Source organism: Acinetobacter sp. YH12252 (assembly GCF_013417365.1).
Lineage (GTDB): Bacteria > Pseudomonadota > Gammaproteobacteria > Pseudomonadales > Moraxellaceae > Acinetobacter > Acinetobacter towneri.
Window position 1 is genome coordinate 167,291 of record NZ_VPEA01000002.1, and the last position, 20,263, is coordinate 187,553.

Genomic DNA, 20,263 nt, shown 5'->3' on the forward strand with positions numbered 1-20,263 from the left:
AAAAAGCATAAGACAGACTTTAAAATAGATAGTGAGTTGAGTAATCCTCATGCGGCATCAGCATTCAAAATTTTTACTTCTTCAAGCAATTTTACTCCTTCTGAGTTTGCTGATATTGCTCAATTTTTTTAGCGTTGCAGGCACGCAAGATTTACACCTAATTCAACCCTTTGTGGATGCTCATGCAGAATTTCCACTGCGACAAAATTGGGCATTGGCTGAATTAAATCATCGTTATGTCAAATATATCCTGATTGCAGTATATCTGAGCTATTTGCTGGCTTGGTTGCTGTCTTTCAGATTTCAAAAATTACGTGCTCGTCGTTGGAAGTTTGGCTATTTCTTTTGGATGGCGGTGATTTCAACCAGTGTGATTGCAATACTTAAATCGCAGTCGGCACATGCTTGCCCGTGGGATATGAGCATTGCCACAGCGCATGGCGTTTGGTAGGATTTAAGTGCAACGGCAGGGCATTGTTTTCCTGGTGGGCATGCCTCAAGTGGTTTTGCTTTATTGGTAGGGTATTTTGTTTATCGGGTTGCTCAACCTAAACGTGCTTATTTTTTCTTAATTGCAGCATGTATTTTAGGCATGGGGATGGGCTGGGCGCAAATGATGCGCGGGGCACATTTTTTTAGTCATAATCTTTGGACAGGCTGGATTACTTGGTGTTTAAATGTGGTTGCCTATGCATTCTTGGCGCATAAATTGCCACAATCAAAATCTAAATTAAAACCCGATCTTAACGCATCGGAAATTTAACCTGCACACATAAACCACCTAAACTGGCACTTTTAGAAAACTCTAAACTTGCACCTAAGCGTTGGGTGGCTTTATCTACAATAGATAAACCTAAACCGCTGCCAATTTCTGCATGGTTGTGAATACGGTAAAAACGCTGTCGAATTTGATTGAATAGTGCGGGGTCAATGCCTGCACCACTGTCTTCAATTTGCAAAATTGCATGTTGTTCTTGCTGAAAAATAGTCACATTGATCACGCCTTGTTTGGGCGTATATTTAATCGCATTATCAATTAAATTATAAATAATGGAATGCAAAGCAGAACTTTGCCCATGAATATTCAACTCTTGGCGTTGTTCGACACCTAAATCAATATCTTTTTGCAATGCCAATTGAATAAGTTGTTCCACACAGGCAATGGTCATTTGATTTAAAGATAGGGTTTGATCGTTTTCAATTAGACTATCTGAGGCATCTTGCTTGGCTAAGCTTAATAACTGATTGACTAAATGCTGTAAACGCAAAACCCCTTGGCTTAAATTATTGAGGGCATCACTATGTGGAAATTGCTGCAATAAAATTTGTACTTGTAAATTGAGTGCAGTGAGTGGGGTACGTAATTCATGTGCAGCATCGGCAACGAACTGGCGCTGTTCCTGCTGTGCGGCAGAAATTCGCGTAAATAACTGATTCATTTCCTGAATCGTGGGTGCAAGCTCAACTGGATAATCCAGCATTCTAATTGGATTGAGATCCTGCGCTTTACGACGTGCCAATTCACTTTTAAAGTCATTTAGAGGTCGAAAATTATGGCGAATTAGCCAACTTAAAGCCAATAATGCAAAGGGTAAAAATAGTGCATAGGGAATAAACATATTTGCTGCTAACTCTAAAGCTAAATATTGGCGCACAGAGTTTTGCTGGCTAATTTGAATTTGCAGATTTTCCTGCGGCAAAATATAAGTACGCCACAATTCAGATTGAGTTTGATGACTATAAAAACCCGGTTTTTCTACAGGCTGTAGTAGTAATACATCTTGAGGGTGTAATTGTGGCGTTGCATCAGCATACGCCCAAATATCGACAAATAAGTCTTCTTCACTATATTTTTGATTTAAATTGATTTGGCTTCGCGTAGGTTCTGGGTGGTTCGCTGCAATGCGTTCTGCCAAACTTTGCATTTGAGCATCTAAAATTTCATTGATTTCTTCTAGGGCAATTCGATAGGCTGCAAATACCAAAACGCAGCCCAACATGACACTAAAGATAGAAACATAAACAATCAGACGTTTTTGCAAAGAGTAGGATTGCATTAAATTTGCCCTAAACGGTAGCCCAAACCACGAATGGTACGAATAAAGTCCTTGCCAAGTTTGGCGCGTAAATGGTGAATATAGACTTCAATGGTGTTGCTGCTGACTTCACTGTCAAAATCATATAATTTATCTTCTAAATTACTTTTAGAGAAAATTTTATTAGGGTGGCTGAGCAAAGCCATTAAAATTGCCCATTCACGATTCGACAGTTCAATATATTCACCTTTGAATTTTGCCAAATGTTGTTCGGTATCTAAGACTAAATCGCCATAACTTAAAATATGCGCAGTATTATTCACTGGATTTTGTGTACCGCTGCGTCTGAGTAGGGCATAAATTCGCGCCAGTAATTCATCAAACTCATAGGGCTTAATTAGATAATCATCTGCGCCCTGATTCAAACCATCAACCCGTTGTTGCAATTGATCACGCGCAGAAATAATCAGCACGGGCAATTGTGGATGTAACTGGCGAATATTTTTTAATACCTGCATGCCGTCCATCATGGGTAAGCCTAAGTCCAGCAACACCAGCTGGATATCATGTTGATGTAATTGCTTTAAGCCATCCATCCCGTTATTCACCCAAGTAACATCAAATTGCTGTAGCTTGAGCAAGGTCTGGGTCGATTCGGCAATCATAAAATCATCTTCAATGATTAATATTTTAGGCATGTGATGACTCGTGCTGCGGTTGAGTGGTAGATGGGGCAGAACATTGATTCAGCATATCATTTTTCGGATCAATCACTTGGCTTTTTACATCTAGTAAGCTCAATAAACTTGGGAAAAGATTGTCCTGACTCAATGCTGTTTGGCGTTGTGCTTTTAAGCAATTCACTTGCGCAGCATTTTGTTGTTGCCAAGTTTCTGAAAACCACATCAGCATCGGTACATGAGTTTGTTGAGTGGGTGCCATAGAATACGGTGCGCCGTGTAAATATAAACCATGTTCGCCTGTCGATTCTCCATGATCAGACAAATACCAAAAACTTGTTTGATAGTTTTTTGTTGCTCTAAAGTTTGAATCAACTGACTTAAAACATGGTCGGTATAGACAATCGAGTTGTCATAGGTATTGCGTAAGGCATCGGCACTGCACCCCTGAATCGCATTGCTGTTACACGTCGGTTGGAAGGGTTGATAAGCTGCGGTTGAGCGTTTGAAATAAGCAGGTCCATGACTGCCCATTTGGTGCAATACAATTAAATGTGAGCGCGTGTCTTTCGGGTCCAGTTGAGCAAGATAAGCCTGTAAACTGTCTACTAAAATTTCGTCTAAACATTCACCGCTGGCATCACACCATTTTTGTTTTAGTTCTGCAGGAATTTGATATTGCTGCACCCGATCACAGGCACCTTTACAGCCTGAATTGTTATCAATCCAAGTGACTTGATAACCTGCACGCTGAGCAATATCCAGTAATCCTTCACGGTGACTTGCCAGTTGTTCATCATAATTTTGGCGTGGCATCCCCGAGAACATGCACGGCACAGAAACAGCCGTGGCTGTACCACAAGAGCTGACTTGAGTGAAATTAATCACAGGCAGCTTAGAGAGTTCAGGGTTGGTATTTTTTGCGTAGCCATTCAGCGAGAAGCTTTCGGCACGTGCAGTTTCACCAACCACCAACAGCATAATTTTGGGTGCTGTGCCTGTTTGCGCACGTTGAATTAAATGTGCATCTTCACCATAGCGCAGCAGCGGCAAATTCTGTTTGGGTGCTTTCTTTTTATAATACGATAGACTAGAGGCAATCGCATTTTGTGGAGAAAGCATGCCTTTTAAATCACGATGCTCGCGGAAGATTGCAGCATAATCCACATAAAAACAGAACAATAAACCCAAAATCAGCACAATCGAAACTACACTGCCTAAAGTCTTTTGCAGTAATTGACGGGCAAAATGAGTCGGCTGAATTTTAACAGACCACACCAAGACCAATGGCAATAGTACAAACAGCACACTCCAAACCACTAAGCGTACAGACAAAAGATCACGTACTTCACGTACATCGGTTTGCAGCATATTTTGAATTTGGTCTGCGGTAATCACTACGCCCAAGCTATTAACAAAATAAGCGCTGAATCCACCGACTACAATCAAAATACTGGCTAATATTTTGGCATTCCAACGCCAGTTTAGCCATTGCAGCAACAGATGATACGCCGATACGATGACGATCACAGTTGCAATCAATAAGCCTATGGCTTTAATGCCCTGATAAGGTGTGAATTGTTGAATTTTCTCATAAAATCCATAGTTCAATACCAAGCCTAACCATAGGGCAAGCAGTAGATTGAAATAGAATAAAGAAATCGGTTTTTGCCAAAAGCGCAGTCGGGCAAAGAAAGACGGAGCAAGTGGTGATTGGGGCTGTTTAGACATCGTCAATGATTCAAAAGACCTTAAGATGCTTTAGCTTAAAATTTGAAACTTAAAACGGACTTAAAATTGTGGGCTAAATATGTTGTGGGGTTTATTGGAATAATTTTGAAGATAGAAGAAATTTTAGAGATGTAAACTTTGTATGGGCAAGCTGCTCATTCACGCTATTTCTGAAGTTTCCCCCTATCTCTGAATATATTTTTATCCAAAGATAGGGCAGAGATTTACACTGAATTTCCTAGATTTTTTAAGCCACAGCGACATGGAACATTGAACCAATCCACGCACTGAATACCATGGCGACAATACCCCAGATCATGACACGCAATGCGCCTTTCCACATACTTGCACCACCGACATAGCTGGCAAGCGCACCCATAACCCCTAGACTAATTACACCAACCAACATTACGCCTTTGTCTAACAGATGTTCAGGTAAGAGTAAAATAGACACCAACGGGAATAATGAACCTACAGTAAATGCCAATGCCGACGAAAAAGCTGCCATAAATGGCTGCGCTGAGGTGTGTTCTAAAATACCAATTTCGTCACGGGCATGGGCATCTAAAGCATTGTGTGCAGTCAGTTGTATGGCGACTTGTTCTGCCAATTCGGCATCTAAACCGCGAATCATATAAATATTGGTGAGTTCTTTTAGCTCATGCTCTGGATTGAGTTTTAATTCGCGTGCTTCCATCGCAAGGTCATTTTGTTCAATGTCTTGTTGAGATTTCACCGAAATATATTCACCTGCTGCCATAGAAGCAGCGCCCGAAATTAAGCCTGCAATACAGGTAATTAACAATGTTTGAGAAGATGCACCACTGGCTGCCATCCCCACGACCAAACTGGTCACAGAAATGATCCCATCGTTCGCACCCAATACTGCAGCACGTAACCATCCAGACCGTTCAATATAGTGTTTTTCGAGGTGGTAAGAATGTGGCATAGATCAAACTCTCTTGTTATTCAATTTTCGTTTATTGATGTGTGATATAGCATAAATCATTCTAAAAAATTTATCGTTTAAAAATGAGAGGTATTTCACAAAATAGATGAAGTCGTAATGTGGTTTTTGAGTTTGAGCTTGGAGTTTTTTATAAAATTTCCTTAAATTTCAACCTTTAAATGCCTTAAAAAATGATCAATAGCTTGTAAGATGATAAAAGAGATTGATTCAATCAGGCTTGCAAGTAAATAGGAAATATCGTGATGTCTTTTCAGAATATTGTGGTACCTGTAGTGAGCGAAGTCAGTCTAAAAACCATTCATCGGTTGGGTGCAGGGTAAAGTATGCCTAAATTATCTCGTGACTTAGTATCGCCAGACGTATTTGACTTAAAGTCATTTATTTCTCCTCGCATTAGGGGTAGATGTCGCACTTGCAGAAGTCATACGTGGACACGGTACAATTTATGATGCAGAAGTCTGTGATGCTGCGGTTCGTTTAATTAATGAAAAAGGGTATGAATTACCGCGCTAAAATATGCGTAATGAATAGTGCTAAAACTTGATTGTTGTGCAGTTTATCGGAGAGATTCTTAAAAAGTGTTAAATTTATCTCGTAAATTGTTTAGAATATCTATCAATTCAAATTGTGTTTATATATAATACGCTCCCATAAAGTAACAGATATTCCAAGTTTCCCCCCACACTTCCCCAAAGTGTGAGTTTTTTTATGCTATGTATTAAAAAGATAGGGATGTAGATTTCCTAAGTTAAATTTAAGCTGACAGATACAACAATGGTTTCTAACAAGTGGATAACTGTCAGGTCTTGTTTGAATGGGGGAAGCTTAATTCCAAATCACTTCCCCAATTCAATATCTTTCAAAATCACACAATCTGCCTGTTCATCGCCAGAGCAATGATCTGCAGAGCTTTGCAACCAGTTCGCCATTTCCTGTAATTGCGTAATCTTCTGTTTTAAGGTTTCAATATGTTTAAGCGTGAGTTGCTTCACTTCTGCACTTTGTCGGTCAGCATTTTTCCATAAACCTAGCAATTCTTTCATTTGCTCAGAAGAAAACCCCAAATCCCGTGCATGCTTAATAAAAGACAAAGTTTTTAAATCTTGCTCAGAATAAATCCGATAACCCGAAGCAGAGCGTTTGGCGGTATCCAGTAAACCAATTTGCTCATAATAACGAATCATTTTGCTGGAAATACCCGATAGCTTAGAGGCTTGACCAATATTCATGTGACTTCTCTCATAAAAAGGGCGTAGAGCAATCTTCTAAACCCTTTTGTATGTTGCATTTAAATCTGTGCTGCTTGGAAATATTTTAAACGGAGCGCATTACCCAATACAAACACTGAAGATAATGCCATCGCGCCCGCAGCAAAAATAGGCGAGAGCAAAATACCTGCAAACGGGTATAGCACGCCTGCAGCAATTGGAATCAAGGCAATATTATAAATAAATGCCCAAAACAGATTTTGACGAATATTGCGGATAGTGGCTTTACTCAAAGCAATTGCATTGGGCACACCTTGTAAATTGCCCGACATCAATACAACTTCGGCTGCTTCAATCGCAACATCTGTACCTGTACCAATCGCAATTCCAACATCGGCTTGTGCCAAAGCAGGGGCATCATTAATACCATCACCCACAAAAGCCACACGTCCAAATTGCTGTTGTAATTCACGTACAACATCGACCTTGCCTTCAGGTAAAACCTCGGCCACCACATGATCAATCTGTAAACGTGCAGCAATTGCCTGAGCCGTATGTCGGTTATCTCCCGTAATCATCGCCACTTTTAAACCCAGTTGATGCAACGCCGCAATAGCAGCAAAAGTCGTGTCTTTAATTGGGTCTGCAACGGCAACAATGGCTGCCAGTTGTTGATCAATCGCCATATAAATTGGTGTTTTGCCTTCTTGTCCTAAACGTGCAGCTTCTGCATTAAAAGCGCTAACATCTAGCCCAATTTGTTGCATATAACGGTCTGCACCAATCTGAATACGTTGACCATTCACCAGTGCTTCAATACCTGAACCTGTGATGCTGTCAAATTCGGTAACAGGCAGTAAACTGACTTGCTTTTCTGTTGCAGCTTGCACAATCGCCAATGCAATGGGATGCTCAGATTTCGCTTCTACCGATGCCAAAAGTGCAAAGACCTGATCTGCATCAAAACCCGATTGCACATGAAAATCGGTTAATGTTGGTTTGCCTTCGGTGAGCGTTCCTGTTTTATCCACCGCGACCACTTTAACATCTTGCAAAAGCTGCAAAGCTTCGCCTTTACGAAACAGCACGCCCATTTCTGCGCCACGACCTGTTCCCACCATAATTGAAGTCGGTGTGGCTAAACCCATCGCACATGGGCAGGCAATAATTAGAACAGCGACTGCATTGACTAAACCAAAGGTTAGGGTAGGTTCTGGGCCAAAAATAAACCACACAATAAAAGTAAGTGCAGCCAATAACATCACGGCAGGTACAAACCACATGGTCACTTTATCCACCAAGGCTTGAATAGGTAATTTAGAGCCTTGCGCTTGTTCGACCATACGAATAATTTGCGCCAACACCGAAGCTTCACCAATGGCAGTAGCACGAATATTTAGTGTGCCATTTTGGTTGATGGTACCGCCTACAACTTGATTGCCCACTTGTTTTGCCACAGGAACAGGTTCACCTGTAATCATCGATTCATCTATATAACTATGACCTTCGACTACTTCACCATCTACAGGAATACGTTCACCCGGGCGGATTTCGACAATGGTATTGGAACTGACTTCTGCCACAGGTACTTCAATGATTTGACCATCTCGATGAATACGCGCAGTTTTGGCTTGCATACCAATTAAATGCTGAATGGCTTGTGAAGTGCGACCTTTGGCTTTGGCTTCGAAATAGCGCCCTAGCAAAATTAAACTGACAATCACTGCCGCAGCTTCATAATAAACATGCACTGTGCCTTCTGGTAAAAGCTGTGGCATAAATGTCGCTACCAATGAAAAACTGTATGCAGCCAAAGTTCCCACAGCCACCAAAGAGTTCATATCAGGCGCAAAACGTAACAGCGCTGGAATCCCTTTTTGATAAAAACGACGTCCTGGTAACAGCAGCACCAATGTGGTTAAAGCAAATTGAATCAACCAACTTTGTTGTTGCCCAATATTGTGCATCACCCACATGTGAAAGGCGGGAATCATGTGTGAGCCCATTTCCAGAATAAATACAGGCAAGGCTAAAATCAGTGAAATTACTAAATCACGTTTCAGTTGTTGCTGTTCCAGATTCTTTTTATCGTGTTGTTCGTTAGAGTCGTGTTGCAGCAGTTTGGCGTCATAACCTGCTTTTTGAATCGCTCGAATCAGGTCTTGGCTAGAAACTGTGGCATTCGGTTGAATCCATGCGCGTTCAGTCGCCAAATTGACATTGGCTTGTTCTACACCAGACACTTTCTTTAAGGCTTTTTCGACACGTGCTACACACGAGGCACAGGTCATGCCATCAATAGACAGTTCTATTGGTTGAATGGCAGCTACATCAAAACCTGCACGTTGCACTGCCTTAATGAGCAGTGCACGGTCTAAAGGTTGCGATGCATGAATCAGTGCTTTTTCTGTTGCAAGATTCACTTCAGCTTTTTCTACACCATCGACTTTTTTTAAGGCTTTTTCGACACGCCCGACACATGAGGCACAGGTCATGCCTTCTATAGACAAAGTTTCCTGATAGGGAGAGGCATTTGGGTGTTTTGCGTCCATGGTCGTCTCTATAATTTGGAGGATGTGTTTAGCATATAGATTGACACGATGGTAAGGTCAAGTAAATTTTAGCCCAAAATAGGCTTGACCTTGCCAGCATAGTAAGCTTTAAACTACAGTTCAACAAAGGCAGAAGTGTGGAGTTCGCAATGAAACTATTGATTGAAAATATGACTTGTGGCGGTTGTGCACGTGGTGTCACGGCAACCATTCAAGATGTTGATCCTGCTGCAAAAGTTGAAGTCGATTTAGCGACTAAAATTGTGACTGTGGAAAGCACTGCAACAGTAGATCAAATTACCGCTGCATTGGCAGAAGATGATTTTCCTGCACAAGTTCAATAAAACTGCATCATCTAAGAAGCTCCGAGTGAGCTTATCGTAAGGTCAATTGGTCAACTGACGAATTGACCTATTTTTTTGCCTGCCGATTTTTTTCTCGTTGTTTTTTGATGTGACCAACTGAATACATTTTGATCACGAAGATGCTAAACCAAGCCAATCAGAAGCTGAGATTTTCTAACTTCAAGCTGAGTTTCATTCATTCAGGGCTGAAATCTACTGAATGAACTATGTGCTGTCCTCTAAAATATACTCTTCAATATTTATCGGAATAAAAATATTTTTTGGTTTTAACTTGTTGTTATTGAAATATTTATTTTAATTTTTAAATTTAAGGGATAACAGAAAAACCATCATTTTTAGATGTTTTGCTGCATATTTTAAATTAAGGTGAATAAAATTCACTTTAGGTTGAGGTTAAATCATTTTTATTCACTTTGTCGTTCCAGTATAAATACCCTCATTCAGAAATTTTAACTTTTTAAATTTGGGTAGTAGATCATCATGACAAAGCCATTCACCTGTTCAATTAAACGTATTCGTTTTGACGAAAACTATGAACCTGCTAACAACACGCGTTTAACCACCAATTTTGCAAATTTGGCGCGTGGTGAAAGCCGTCAGGAAAATTTACGCAGAACTTTAGCGATGATCAATAATCGTTTTAACTCGCTGGCATCTTGCGATAACCCAAAAGGTGATCGTTATTCGCTTGAAATCGACATTATTTCTGCAGAAATTGATATTGAAGGAAATGGCAAAACTTTTCCATTCATTGAAATGCTAAAAAGTACGATCACAGATCATCAAACAAATGAACGTATTGAAGGCATGATTGGCAACAGTTTTTCATCGTATGTTCGTGATTATGATTTTAGTGTGGTCTTGCCAGCATTAGGCTGCAAAGTAAATGAAAAGCCTGAAAGTTTTGGTGATTTACATGGCAAGCTTTATCAGCATTTGGTCAGTTCAGCAGTGTTCCAAGCTGAGTTTCAAAAACAACCTGTGATTTGCCTGAGCGTATCAACCACAAAAACTTATTATCGTACGACCAATGTGCATCCTGTCTTAGGTACAGAATATAAAAATGATGAATATTCAAGAACCGATGACTATTTTGAAAAAATGGGTTTAACCGTGCGTTACTTCAAACCTGAAAATAGCAATGCACCGCTTGCGTTCTATTTTTCTGGCGATTTACTGCATGATTACACAGATTTTGAGTTGATCAGTGCCATCAGTACTATGGAAAGTTTCCAGAAAATTTATCGTCCTGAAATTTATAACACCAACTCACCTGCAGGCGAGGTCTATCAGCCAAGTTTGAATTATCAGGATTATTCATTAACCCAAGTTGTATATGACCGTGTTGAGCGAGGTCAGTTGGCAGTCAAGCAGGGCAAATGGACTGAAGAAAACTTTATCAAGCCTTATCAAGATATTCTTGAACAATGGGCTGCCAAGTTCGTGCCGCTACATGCTGCCAATCAAGAACGTGTTGCTTAACTTAAAATACAGATAGAAGATTCAAAATGGCTATTTTATTACCGACCTCAACGGCTGGCAGTTTACCTAAACCTTCGTGGCTCGCAGAACCTGAAAAGCTTTGGTCAGCGTGGAAATTAACAGGGCAAGAATTACTGGACGCAAAACAAGATGCGCTGCGTCTATCACTGCATGAACAACAGCAAGCAGAGATTGATATTGTGAGTGATGGGGAGCAAACCCGTCAGCATTTTGTCACCACCTTTATTGAACACCTTGAAGGTGTCGATTTTGAAAAACGTGAAACAGTCAAAATTCGTGATCGTTATGATGCCAGTGTCCCTTCTGTGGTGGGTGCAGTTTCTAGGCAAAAACCAGTCTTTGTTGAAGATGCCAAATTCCTGCGTTCACTGACAGATCAACCCATCAAATGGGCGTTGCCTGGTCCTATGACCATGATTGATACTTTATACGATGCGCACTACAAGAGCCGTGAAAAACTGGCGTGGGAATTTGCCAAAATCCTGAATCAGGAAGCGCGTGAACTTGAAGCAGCAGGCGTGGATATCATCCAGTTTGATGAACCTGCGTTTAATGTGTTTTTTGATGAGGTGAATGACTGGGGCGTGGCAACATTAGAGCGCGCGTTAGAAGGTTTGAAATGTGAAACAGCCGTGCATATTTGCTATGGCTATGGCATTAAAGCCAATACCGATTGGAAAAAAACACTCGGCTCAGAATGGCGTCAATACGAAGCAGTTTTCCCAAAACTACAGCAGTCTAATTTGGATATTATCTCACTGGAATGTCACAACTCACGTGTTCCGATGGATTTGCTTGAACTTATCCGTGGTAAAAAGGTGATGGTGGGTGCGATTGATGTCGCAACGAATACGATTGAAACAGCCGATGAAGTTGCAGATACATTGCGCAAAGCATTGCAATTTGTCGATGCTAACAAGCTGTACCCATCGACTAACTGTGGAATGGCACCATTGAGTCGTCAGGTTGCACGAGGCAAGTTACAGGCTTTGGCTGCTGGTACGAAGATTATTCGCCAAGAATTATCTAGTTAAGCGTTCGATCAGGCGAAGTGAATTCAAGCCAAGTGAATTTAAGTTAAGTGAATCAGGGATGCTTTTTCAGGCAAAAAGCATCCTTTGAACTTTCTAAAAAAGTTGAGTGTTGGAATACGGTGATGGTTAAAGCAACAGACTTCAAAAATGCAATGTCTTTCTTATCAAGTGCAGTCAATGTAGTGACGACAATGGGAGATGCAGGACGTCATGGTTTTACTGCATCTGCGGTATGTAGCGTGACAGATACACCGCCAACATTATTGGTGTGTATGAACAAATCATCGCGTTCTCATCTCAGTTTTTTAGAGAATAAAGTGCTGTGTGTGAATGTGCTAAATGCAGAACAAGAACATCTTTCTAATGCATTTGCCTCATCAAAATTGAGTTCCGATGAGCGTTTTAAGCAGGCTGAATGGGCAGCTTTGGAAACAGGTGCTCCTATATTAAAAAATGCATTGGTCAGTTTTGATTGTGAAATTTCACAAATTCAAGAAGTGGGGACGCATACTATTTTTATTTGCCCAATTGTTGCTATTCAAAAAAATCAACAAGATCAGGCGTTGGTTTATTTTAATCGTCACTATCATCAAGTTGGTGAAACTGAGTTTGTTTAATTCGCTATAAAATATTGCAATATGCGATAATCAGTTTATACTTGATTTATAGCAAAATGCGATAAAATATTATGCATGTGATCACCCACGCTAGAATTATAGAGGCAATGCACAAGTGGCCACAGGCTGAAACAGCACTCGATGGTTGGTATCGAATTATTAAGGCAAATGATCCGAAAGACTTTGCCGAAATGAAGCAGTTATTTCCAGCAGTTGATAAAGTTGGAAAGTTTCATGTATTCGATATTGGTGGGAATAAGATTCGACTTATTGCTGTTGTGATGTATCAGGCAAAGCGTGTGTATATTCGTCATGTGTTATCCCATAAAGAATATGACAAAGGTCATTGGAAGGAGGATTAGTATGAACGCAATGATTAAACAGGCTGTAGATCACTGGCACTACGTTGCTCCTTTGCTGAGTAAACCAGAAAATGAAAAAGATTTTCATGCACTTGTCGAGGCTTTAGATGAGCTTTTAGATATTGTTGGTGATGATGAAACGCATCCTTTAATGGGGCTGATTCATCAACTCGGTGACTTGGTTTCTGTTTATGAAAATGAACACCTGCCTATTCCTCATGGAGATGGTCGTGCTGCTTTAGCTTTTTTGATGGCGCAACATGGATTAGGTCAATCTGACTTGGCAGAGGTTGCAACTCAATCTGTGATTTCGGAGATTTTAAGCGGCAAACGCCAGTTGAATATTCGTCATATTAAAGCGCTGTCTGAGCGGTTTAAGGTTTCTGCTGATACATTTTTCTAAACGATTTTATATTTTTTAGACATTTTATTTTTAGATATTTAAAAATAAATAGCTCCGAAGATGCCGCTGCATGTCGTTACCCTGAACCCGAAAAAGTTCAAGGCGGACGCGACGCATACTTGCTGGGTTTCCCATACGAGATGGGCATACGCTCTAAATATGCAGAACACAATCCTAAGATTTAAGTATCGGCAGGGATATAGACTCGCTGGCGAACACCTCAGAGTTAGAATTAGTATAACCCATCTCAGTTGCTTGGCAACTCATGTTCACGAATTAACTGTAAAGATAGAGCTTGTTTGCATAGCCTTTATGCAAACTTAAGTCAAAAAAACGACACTTAAGTAAGGGCTTCAACTTCTTGCAAAATGGTGCTGAGTAAACGCTCACAATGCTCATAATGCTGCAAAGATTTATTCATAGAAAGAACCTCTTGCATCAACTCTAAAGCCACCACAATAATCAGTTTGCTCGGTTCCATATTGGGCGCTTTACGACGAAACTCATCATAGCGTTCATTCAATAATTGTGCTGCACGCTCTAAATCTTCTCTTTTTTCTTCAGTTGTGGCTAAACGGAAACTATGTCCTAAAACACGTAAATCAATTGGAATTTGAACTGACATATTAACCTTCCTCGCTCACTTCGGCAGGGTGGGCAAGTTGTTGAATTTCTTGCGCATGATGATCTTGAGCTGTACCTAAAATTGCAAGACGCTGAATAATAGCTTCAACTTTGGCTTTGGCATGCTCATTTTTTTGTAACAATCTTTCACGTTCTTGTTTGAGTGTCTGAATTTCATTCTGATTCATACGCTGATCATTCAGCATTTTTTCTTTCAGAATGCGTAATTCATTGCGCTCAGCCAAAATTTCCTGAAAGCGGTTTTTCAAATCAGTACAGCTTTTTTCCAAACGACTGTAACGGTCTGCCAGTGCTGTCGCATCTTGGTTTAACTGCTGAAATTGCGCCTGAGTGCTGCTTAATTGCTCAGTCAGATTCTCAATTTCATCTTGCTTGGCAGTAATAATGCTGTTTCTTTGCACAATTTGTGCATGATGCTGTTCCTCAGCAGTTTGCTTGGCTGTGCTGAGGGCGGTATTTTCACTTTCATAATGATCAATTCGTGTTTTTAAAACACCAATATGCGCTTGTAGACGCTGTAATTCTTCTAACATATCGTGGTCGCACAGTATTGCAAACAAAGGTAATATATACGAAGTATAGAGATTGGATAAACGAATGCAAGACGATATTTCAGGTTGGTCGGAATGGTTCCGCAATTTTTCTAACATTGAAGAAATTTCAAGCCCAAGTGAGTTACATGGCTTGCTGACAGGTATAGTTTGTGTGACAAATGCACCAACTGAAACCGAGTGGCAGCAGATTTTAGAAACCCTCAATGTGCCAGAATTAGAGCCAGCCGCACTGTCACTTTTAACCGATGAATCGGAAGATGTCGCACATGCTTTGTCTGAAGATGAGTTAGATTATCTGCCGTTATTGCCAGATGATGAACATCTTTTACAAGAACGTGTGCAAGCTTTGGCAGATTGGTGTGCAGGCGTTGTGCTTGGTTTTGGTTTGGCTTCTGGGCATATTCGTTCAGATGAAATCGAACTGATTGAGCATTTACAAGATGTTGCTGCGGTTGAATTTGAAGATTCAGACAATGACGAAGAAGGCGAAGAAAGCTATCAGGAATTGTATGAATTTGTACGTTTGATTCCTGTGAGTTTATCTGTAGGACGTAAAAAAGTGCCTGTAGAAGAAAGCTCTTTATTGCAAAACTTACATGCTAAGTCGCGTCAACAAACCGTACAAACAACACAAAACGCAAGTACTGTTGTTGAAATGTTTACGCCACACCGTCCGAGTTAATCGGGCGTTGTGTGCCTAAGTTAAGTCGGTGTAAGGTGCTTTAAGTCATTACAACAATCATATTTTCATCATTTTATATGTGTAGACCGTATTTATGAAAAAACTGACTCAAGTCGAATTTAAAGAACGTCGTGATCAACTTGCAGAACTGATGGGGCCTAATAGTGTCGCAATTATTGCAACCAGTCCTGTGGCAATGCGTAATCGTGATGCAGATTATAAATATCGTGCCGACAGCAGTTTTTTCTATTTAACAGGTTTTGCCGAACCTGAAGCAGTTGCGGTGATTGAAACCTATGAATCAATTGATGAAGGTTATACCTACACGTTGTTCTGCCGTGAACGTAACCGTGAAATGGAAATCTGGAATGGTTATCGTGCAGGGCTAGAAGGCGCAATTGAGTTGTTTGAGGCAGATGAGTCTTTTGCAATTGCGCAATTAGATGCAGAAATCATCGCCAAAATTGTCAATAAAGACACGTTGTATTATCGTTTAGGGCAGCAGACTGAATTTGATGTACGTGTTGCGGCATGGAACCAACAAGCTGATGCACAACATCGTCAAGGCAATACTGCACCTGCCAAAATTGTTCAGTTAGATCGTTTGCTGGATGAAATGCGTTTGCATAAAACTGAGTCTGAATTGGAACTGATGCAAATTGCTTCAAATATTAGTGCAGAAGCACATACTCGTGCCATGCAAACAGTAAAAGCAGGCATGATGGAATATGAGCTAGAAGCTGAACTGAATTATATTTTTGGTAAAAATGGCTGCGTACCTGCCTATAACAGTATTGTCGGTGGTGGTGAAAATGCCTGCATTTTGCATTATGTCGAAAATGACAAAGTGCTTAAAGATGGCGATTTAGTCCTGATTGATGCAGCCTGTGAATATCAGTGCTATGCCTCAGATATTACCCGTACTTTTCCCGTGAATGGTCAATTCAGTCCAGAACAAAAAGCACTGTATAACATTGTATTGGATGCGCAAATTGCAGCAATTGAAGCTGTACAAATTGGTAACTCCTATAAAGAACCACACCATGTTGCGGTGCGTATTTTGGTGCAAGGTTTGCTTGATCTAGGCATTATGCAGGGCAATTTAGAAGAAATTATTGCTTCGGAAAGTTATCGCCAGTTTTATATGCACGGTACAGGGCATTGGTTGGGCATGGATGTGCATGATGTCGGCAGCTATAAACACGGTGAAGACTGGCGTGTTTATGAAGAAGGTATGGTGGTGACCGTTGAACCGGGTCTATACATTGCACCCGATGATGAAACGGTAGATGCTAAATGGCGTGGTATAGGTATCCGTATTGAAGATGATATTGTTGCGACTGCGAACGGGCCATTGAATCTGACTTCAAAAGTGGTGAAAACCGTAGAAGAGATTGAAGCATTGATGGCAAAAGCTAAATCTGCTTAATTGGGTCTAATCAAAGCTGGTCAAGTGATCAGCTTTTTTATTAGAAAGCGCGTGTAAATTTTGAGTATGTAAATAATTTTTAGTCTTTGATCCGCTTTTTTGCTTCATCATAAACAATGTTATCAGCACGCTTTCCAACGGTAATGAGCAAAATAACGACCTGATCATCTTTGACCTGATAAATAAGTCGGACACCCGCTTTTAATAATTTGATTTTATAGCAGCCAGCAAGATCACCTTTAAGCATGTTCTTTGGAATATGTGGCTGCTCAATGACTTTGGCTAATTTTTTCTTGAATTGGTCGCGGATAGCACTCGGAAGCTTTTCCCATTCTGCAGTGAAGTCCTTATGACGTAAAAGATTATAAGTCATCTAATGTGACTTCCTCGAACATCTCTTTAGGATCATTCATGCGTTTACGGACAAGTGCCAATAGTTCAGCATCTTCTTCTGAAAGCAACGCTTTCTGTACTGGAAGCTTTCCAGTCGTTGCCACATATTCAAGAATATTGGTAAAGAAATCGGTAGGTGAGATACCTTGTTCTTTAAGGATTGAATAAGATTTTTCTTTAAGGGCTTCATCGACCCTGAAATTAACAGTAGCCATCACTTCTCTCAGTTATTGAATGTATGGAAATATTGTAATGCAATATGCATTACAAAGATAGTTTGTATAATAACCATTATGTGAGATCATTTTTATCGTTGAGCTTATTCTAAAATCAATCATCAGCCATCAATAATACTAAGTATTGAATTTATCTTCTCTTGTGTCATGCATGGCTCGGAGCAAGAAGATGGGGGATTAATAATTATAGTTTGAATCGGACATTTGCAAGAAGTCTAATCATCTTCCATAGCTTCAACACTAATTCATTATAAAAATAAATGACTTTGCGGTAAGATAAAATCCATTACAGATTATACGTATTTCGATTGAATCTTTTGAAGTCGAATACCTCATAAAAAGGATCAAGGCATGCAACAAGAAGTGATCATTGTAGGCGGTGGTATGGTCGGGCTAAGCTTAGCCTTGATGTTGGCTAAGTCAAACATTGCAGTGAAGTTGCTAGAAGCGATTCAATACCCCAATTATGACGATGCCAGCCTTGCGCCGTATCATTCCAGTTTTGATGCACGTAACAGTGCCTTGTCGCGTCGCAGCGTACAAATTTACCAAGAGCTAGGTTTATGGGATGCCTTGCAAGAACATGCTACGCCTATTTTAGAAGTTCAAATTACCGAACAAGGTAGTTTTGGCAAGGCACGTTTATTGGCCGAACAAGAAAAAGTCGAAAGCTTTGGTCAGGTGATTGAAAATGCATGGTTAGGTCGAGTGTTGTTGACCGAAGTACGTAAACAACCTTTGATTGAATTGATTGATGGTGTGCAGGTCACCAGTCTTAAACAAGATGCAGATTTTGCCTATATTGAAGCGGTACGTGGTCAGGAACAATTACAGCTTGCTGCCAAACTACTGATTGCTGCCGATGGTCGTGATTCTTTCTGCCGTAAAGCCTTGGGCATTGGTGCATCGGAACATGATTATGACCAAGTAGCGATTGTGACCACAGTGCAAACCTCCAAGCCGCATGCGCATGTGGGTTTTGAGCGTTTTAGTCATTTAGGGCCTTTGGCGTTGCTGCCCCTGCCAGGTGAATATCGCCGTTCTGTGGTGTGGCCTGTGCCAAAAGGTACAGAACATGAATGGATTGGCGATGAAAATGATCAACACTTTTTAAATGCCTTGCAACAAGCCTATGGTGATCGTGCAGGGAAGTTTGAAAAAACAGGACGTCGTTTTAGTTTTCCATTGTCACAAGTTCTGGCAGAAAAACAGGCGGTTGGTCGCGTTGTACTGATGGGTAATGCAGCGCATACCATTCACCCAGTCGCAGGGCAGGGCTTTAACTTGTGTATGCGAGATGCTTACGTATTATTGCGTTATCTCACCGAACAGGCGGCACAGTCAGCAGATTTAGGCGATGCTGCAATGCTGCGTGACTATGAACAATCGCGTTTGAAAGATCAACAGCGAGTCATTAAATTCTGTGACAGCGTGGTACGTGGATTTAGCAATCAAAACCCAATCCTGAAATTTATGCGTAATACAGGCTTAGTCGCGTTTGATACCATTCCAGGCATTAAACCTTTGGTCGCCAATTATGCCATGGGGTTAAAAGCATGATCACAGCAAATCAACAAACGCAAGTGTTAGATGTCGTCATTATTGGTGGCGGCTTGGTGGGAGGCTTAACTGCACTTTTATTGGCACAAGGGGGTGTGCAGGCTACAGTTTTAGATGCCGCACCTATTTTAGATGCAGAGAAAACCCTTGCAGTTGCCAATCCGCGTGTATTGGCTTTAAGTCAGGCCACCATCCACCTGTTAAAAACAGTCAATGTCTGGTCTAAACTGGCGCGACATATGCCGTATAGCGGCATGCAGGTTTGGAATAAAAATGGCTATGGCGAAATTAACTTTGGGTCAAGTAACGAACGTACACCCGCTATTGAGCAGGCTCTGGGTTCAATGGTCGAGCCAAGCATTTTAAATCTAGCGATTCAGCAGCAAATGTTGCAACAAGTGCAAGATTATCGAACGCAAGTCAAAGTGACCCGTTTAGAGCGTGGTGTTGGCGTTTGGCACATTTATTTGGCCGATGGTACACAATTACAGACTAAGCTAGTCATTGGCGCAGATGGTGCTAACTCCTTTGTGCGCGAACAAGCCTTTATTGATTTTGATGTGTTGGATTATCGTCAGGCAGGTCTAACCTGTGCAATTCGTACTGCGCAGCCGCATCAGCATGTTGCACGTCAAATTTTCTTAGAAACTGGTCCTTTGGCCTATTTACCGATGGCAAGTTTACACGCCGAGCAGGAAGGGCATTGGCAGTCGATTGTTTGGACTTTGCCTGATGACTATGCCGAAGAATATGCCAAACTGAATGATGACGACTTTACCCAACTTTTGACTCGTGAAAGTCATCACATGCTTGGGGAAGTCTTAGAGGCAACCCCACGTGCTATTTTCCCACTGAAAGCACGTGCAGCGCAGCGTTATGTGCAAGATGGTTTGGCACTTATTGGTGATGCCGCGCATGTAATTCATCCGCTTGCAGGGCAGGGCGTGAATATTGGTTGTCTGGATGCAGCCGTACTGTGCGATGTGTTGTTGCATGATTTCAAACGTGGTGTTTGGGCGCATGAGCAAACTTTAAAGCGTTACGAGCATCGTCGTAAAGGACAAAATGATGCCATGATGCATAGTATGTCTGCGATTGGCTGGATGGAAACCACCACTTTATTCCCTGTGGTGTGGGCACGTAACTTTGGTTTAAAACAGGTGGAGCAGCTGCCTGCGTTAAAAGATGCCTTTATGTCACAAGCCAGTGGATTAAGCCTGCTTAAAGACACACGCTACGCGGTTTAAAGCAAAACAGTCGTTTTTTGTACGGTCATACATACCTGATTACGAATTTGGTTAAA

The 20,263-nt window shown here is 41.0% G+C and carries 19 protein-coding genes, 1 other RNA gene and 2 pseudogenes; 11 read left to right on the forward strand and 11 right to left on the reverse strand.

Annotated features, from left to right (window positions below; all coding sequences use genetic code 11):
- Positions 1–49 precede the first annotated feature (49 nt).
- Positions 50–763 (forward strand): annotated as a pseudogene (locus tag FTV28_RS03220) (phosphatase PAP2 family protein).
- Here the strand turns inward: FTV28_RS03220 and FTV28_RS03225 are convergent.
- The 6 genes and pseudogenes from FTV28_RS03225 to FTV28_RS03250 all read right to left on the reverse strand — a co-directional run bounded on the left by FTV28_RS03225 (position 744) and on the right by FTV28_RS03250 (position 9,177).
- Positions 744–2,057 (reverse strand): ATP-binding protein, encoded by a 1,314-nt coding sequence (locus tag FTV28_RS03225; protein ID WP_154320483.1) that lies wholly within the window; start codon positions 2,055–2,057, stop codon positions 744–746. The pseudogene FTV28_RS03220 and the gene FTV28_RS03225 overlap by 20 nt on opposite strands.
- Positions 2,057–2,734 carry a response regulator transcription factor gene (locus FTV28_RS03230; protein ID WP_179989401.1) on the reverse strand — a complete coding sequence of 226 codons (678 nt, stop codon included), beginning with the start codon at positions 2,732–2,734 and terminating at the stop codon, positions 2,057–2,059. Before FTV28_RS03230 ends, FTV28_RS03225 begins: the two co-directional genes overlap by 1 nt.
- A pseudogene (locus tag FTV28_RS03235) lies at positions 2,727–4,447 on the reverse strand (phosphoethanolamine transferase). The gene FTV28_RS03230 and the pseudogene FTV28_RS03235 overlap by 8 nt, the downstream one beginning before the upstream one ends.
- Positions 4,448–4,694: 247 nt before the next feature.
- A complete protein-coding gene (locus FTV28_RS03240) occupies positions 4,695–5,396 on the reverse strand; it encodes a VIT family protein (RefSeq protein ID WP_096902719.1) in 702 nt (233 codons plus the stop codon).
- A gap of 857 nt (positions 5,397–6,253) precedes the next feature.
- Positions 6,254–6,646: a Cu(I)-responsive transcriptional regulator gene (gene cueR, locus FTV28_RS03245; RefSeq protein WP_004970532.1), complete on the reverse strand. Its 393-nt coding sequence runs from the start codon at positions 6,644–6,646 to the stop codon at positions 6,254–6,256.
- A 59-nt stretch (positions 6,647–6,705) separates the two neighbouring features.
- On the reverse strand, positions 6,706–9,177 hold the full coding sequence (locus FTV28_RS03250; RefSeq protein ID WP_096902718.1) for a heavy metal translocating P-type ATPase: 2,472 nt from the start codon (positions 9,175–9,177) through the stop codon (positions 6,706–6,708).
- Positions 9,178–9,326: 149 nt separating this feature from the next.
- Between FTV28_RS03250 and FTV28_RS03255 the strand changes: the two genes are divergently transcribed.
- The 6 genes from FTV28_RS03255 to FTV28_RS03280 all read left to right on the forward strand — a co-directional run bounded on the left by FTV28_RS03255 (position 9,327) and on the right by FTV28_RS03280 (position 13,461).
- On the forward strand, positions 9,327–9,521 hold the full coding sequence (locus tag FTV28_RS03255) for a heavy-metal-associated domain-containing protein (protein WP_004970528.1): 195 nt from the start codon (positions 9,327–9,329) through the stop codon (positions 9,519–9,521).
- A gap of 501 nt (positions 9,522–10,022) precedes the next feature.
- Complete coding sequence (locus FTV28_RS03260) at positions 10,023–11,024, forward strand: putative oxygenase MesX (protein ID WP_154320486.1); 1,002 nt, start codon at positions 10,023–10,025, stop codon at positions 11,022–11,024.
- 26 nt (positions 11,025–11,050) lie between these two features.
- The gene (locus FTV28_RS03265) at positions 11,051–12,079 is read left to right on the forward strand and encodes a methionine synthase (protein ID WP_179988915.1); all 1,029 of its coding nucleotides are present in this window, start codon (positions 11,051–11,053) and stop codon (positions 12,077–12,079) included.
- 122 nt (positions 12,080–12,201) lie between these two features.
- Positions 12,202–12,696: a flavin reductase gene (locus FTV28_RS03270; protein WP_004970523.1), complete on the forward strand. Its 495-nt coding sequence runs from the start codon at positions 12,202–12,204 to the stop codon at positions 12,694–12,696.
- A 71-nt stretch (positions 12,697–12,767) separates the two neighbouring features.
- On the forward strand, positions 12,768–13,058 hold the full coding sequence (locus tag FTV28_RS03275) for a type II toxin-antitoxin system HigB family toxin (RefSeq protein ID WP_019836372.1): 291 nt from the start codon (positions 12,768–12,770) through the stop codon (positions 13,056–13,058).
- 1 nt (position 13,059) lies between these two features.
- Positions 13,060–13,461, forward strand: a complete 402-nt coding sequence (locus FTV28_RS03280) for a type II toxin-antitoxin system HigA family antitoxin (protein ID WP_004970519.1) — start codon at positions 13,060–13,062, stop codon at positions 13,459–13,461.
- A 47-nt stretch (positions 13,462–13,508) separates the two neighbouring features.
- Here FTV28_RS03280 and ssrS read toward each other — a convergent pair.
- The 3 genes from ssrS to FTV28_RS03295 all read right to left on the reverse strand — a co-directional run bounded on the left by ssrS (position 13,509) and on the right by FTV28_RS03295 (position 14,639).
- Positions 13,509–13,691, reverse strand: a non-coding RNA gene (ssrS, locus tag FTV28_RS03285) — 6S RNA.
- A gap of 110 nt (positions 13,692–13,801) precedes the next feature.
- Complete coding sequence (locus FTV28_RS03290; protein ID WP_004970518.1) at positions 13,802–14,086, reverse strand: cell division protein ZapA; 285 nt, start codon at positions 14,084–14,086, stop codon at positions 13,802–13,804.
- A 1-nt stretch (position 14,087) separates the two neighbouring features.
- Positions 14,088–14,639: a hypothetical protein gene (locus tag FTV28_RS03295; RefSeq protein WP_179989402.1), complete on the reverse strand. Its 552-nt coding sequence runs from the start codon at positions 14,637–14,639 to the stop codon at positions 14,088–14,090.
- A gap of 64 nt (positions 14,640–14,703) precedes the next feature.
- Between FTV28_RS03295 and FTV28_RS03300 the strand changes: the two genes are divergently transcribed.
- Together FTV28_RS03300 and pepP are read left to right on the forward strand one after the other, a co-directional pair.
- Complete coding sequence (locus FTV28_RS03300; protein WP_178319215.1) at positions 14,704–15,342, forward strand: UPF0149 family protein; 639 nt, start codon at positions 14,704–14,706, stop codon at positions 15,340–15,342.
- A 94-nt stretch (positions 15,343–15,436) separates the two neighbouring features.
- Positions 15,437–16,771, forward strand: a complete 1,335-nt coding sequence (gene pepP / locus FTV28_RS03305; protein ID WP_179989403.1) for a Xaa-Pro aminopeptidase — start codon at positions 15,437–15,439, stop codon at positions 16,769–16,771.
- A gap of 79 nt (positions 16,772–16,850) precedes the next feature.
- Here the strand turns inward: pepP and FTV28_RS03310 are convergent, their stop codons facing one another.
- On the reverse strand, positions 16,851–17,144 hold the full coding sequence (locus FTV28_RS03310; protein WP_004970510.1) for a type II toxin-antitoxin system RelE/ParE family toxin: 294 nt from the start codon (positions 17,142–17,144) through the stop codon (positions 16,851–16,853).
- Positions 17,134–17,379, reverse strand: a complete 246-nt coding sequence (locus FTV28_RS03315) for a type II toxin-antitoxin system RelB/DinJ family antitoxin (RefSeq protein ID WP_004970507.1) — start codon at positions 17,377–17,379, stop codon at positions 17,134–17,136. Before FTV28_RS03315 ends, FTV28_RS03310 begins: the two co-directional genes overlap by 11 nt.
- 372 nt (positions 17,380–17,751) lie before the next feature.
- Between FTV28_RS03315 and ubiH the strand changes: the two genes are divergently transcribed.
- Positions 17,752–18,960 carry a 2-octaprenyl-6-methoxyphenyl hydroxylase gene (gene ubiH, locus FTV28_RS03320; protein ID WP_179989404.1) on the forward strand — a complete coding sequence of 403 codons (1,209 nt, stop codon included), beginning with the start codon at positions 17,752–17,754 and terminating at the stop codon, positions 18,958–18,960.
- A complete protein-coding gene (locus FTV28_RS03325; protein ID WP_179989405.1) occupies positions 18,957–20,207 on the forward strand; it encodes an FAD-dependent monooxygenase in 1,251 nt (416 codons plus the stop codon). The genes ubiH and FTV28_RS03325 overlap by 4 nt, the downstream gene beginning before the upstream one ends.
- The last annotated feature ends 56 nt before the right edge of the window (positions 20,208–20,263 follow it).

Bases quoted from the DNA above. Each gene is read 5' to 3' on its own strand.
- FTV28_RS03240 (WP_096902719.1), bottom strand. From the start codon at position 5,396: ATGCCACATTCTTACCACCTCGAAAAACACTATATTGAACGGTCTGGA.
- FTV28_RS03230 (WP_179989401.1), bottom strand. From the start codon at position 2,734: ATGCCTAAAATATTAATCATTGAAGATGATTTTATGATTGCCGAATCG.
- FTV28_RS03275 (WP_019836372.1), top strand. From the start codon at position 12,768: ATGCATGTGATCACCCACGCTAGAATTATAGAGGCAATGCACAAGTGG.
- FTV28_RS03225 (WP_154320483.1), bottom strand. From the start codon at position 2,057: ATGCAATCCTACTCTTTGCAAAAACGTCTGATTGTTTATGTTTCTATC.
- FTV28_RS03270 (WP_004970523.1), top strand. From the start codon at position 12,202: ATGGTTAAAGCAACAGACTTCAAAAATGCAATGTCTTTCTTATCAAGT.
- FTV28_RS03300 (WP_178319215.1), top strand. From the start codon at position 14,704: ATGCAAGACGATATTTCAGGTTGGTCGGAATGGTTCCGCAATTTTTCT.
- FTV28_RS03325 (WP_179989405.1), top strand. From the start codon at position 18,957: ATGATCACAGCAAATCAACAAACGCAAGTGTTAGATGTCGTCATTATT.
- FTV28_RS03255 (WP_004970528.1), top strand. From the start codon at position 9,327: ATGAAACTATTGATTGAAAATATGACTTGTGGCGGTTGTGCACGTGGT.
- FTV28_RS03260 (WP_154320486.1), top strand. From the start codon at position 10,023: ATGACAAAGCCATTCACCTGTTCAATTAAACGTATTCGTTTTGACGAA.
- FTV28_RS03315 (WP_004970507.1), bottom strand. From the start codon at position 17,379: ATGGCTACTGTTAATTTCAGGGTCGATGAAGCCCTTAAAGAAAAATCT.
- FTV28_RS03295 (WP_179989402.1), bottom strand. From the start codon at position 14,639: ATGTTAGAAGAATTACAGCGTCTACAAGCGCATATTGGTGTTTTAAAA.
- pepP (WP_179989403.1), top strand. From the start codon at position 15,437: ATGAAAAAACTGACTCAAGTCGAATTTAAAGAACGTCGTGATCAACTT.
- FTV28_RS03265 (WP_179988915.1), top strand. From the start codon at position 11,051: ATGGCTATTTTATTACCGACCTCAACGGCTGGCAGTTTACCTAAACCT.
- FTV28_RS03310 (WP_004970510.1), bottom strand. From the start codon at position 17,144: ATGACTTATAATCTTTTACGTCATAAGGACTTCACTGCAGAATGGGAA.
- FTV28_RS03250 (WP_096902718.1), bottom strand. From the start codon at position 9,177: ATGGACGCAAAACACCCAAATGCCTCTCCCTATCAGGAAACTTTGTCT.
- ubiH (WP_179989404.1), top strand. From the start codon at position 17,752: ATGCAACAAGAAGTGATCATTGTAGGCGGTGGTATGGTCGGGCTAAGC.
- cueR (WP_004970532.1), bottom strand. From the start codon at position 6,646: ATGAATATTGGTCAAGCCTCTAAGCTATCGGGTATTTCCAGCAAAATG.
- FTV28_RS03280 (WP_004970519.1), top strand. From the start codon at position 13,060: ATGAACGCAATGATTAAACAGGCTGTAGATCACTGGCACTACGTTGCT.
- FTV28_RS03290 (WP_004970518.1), bottom strand. From the start codon at position 14,086: ATGTCAGTTCAAATTCCAATTGATTTACGTGTTTTAGGACATAGTTTC.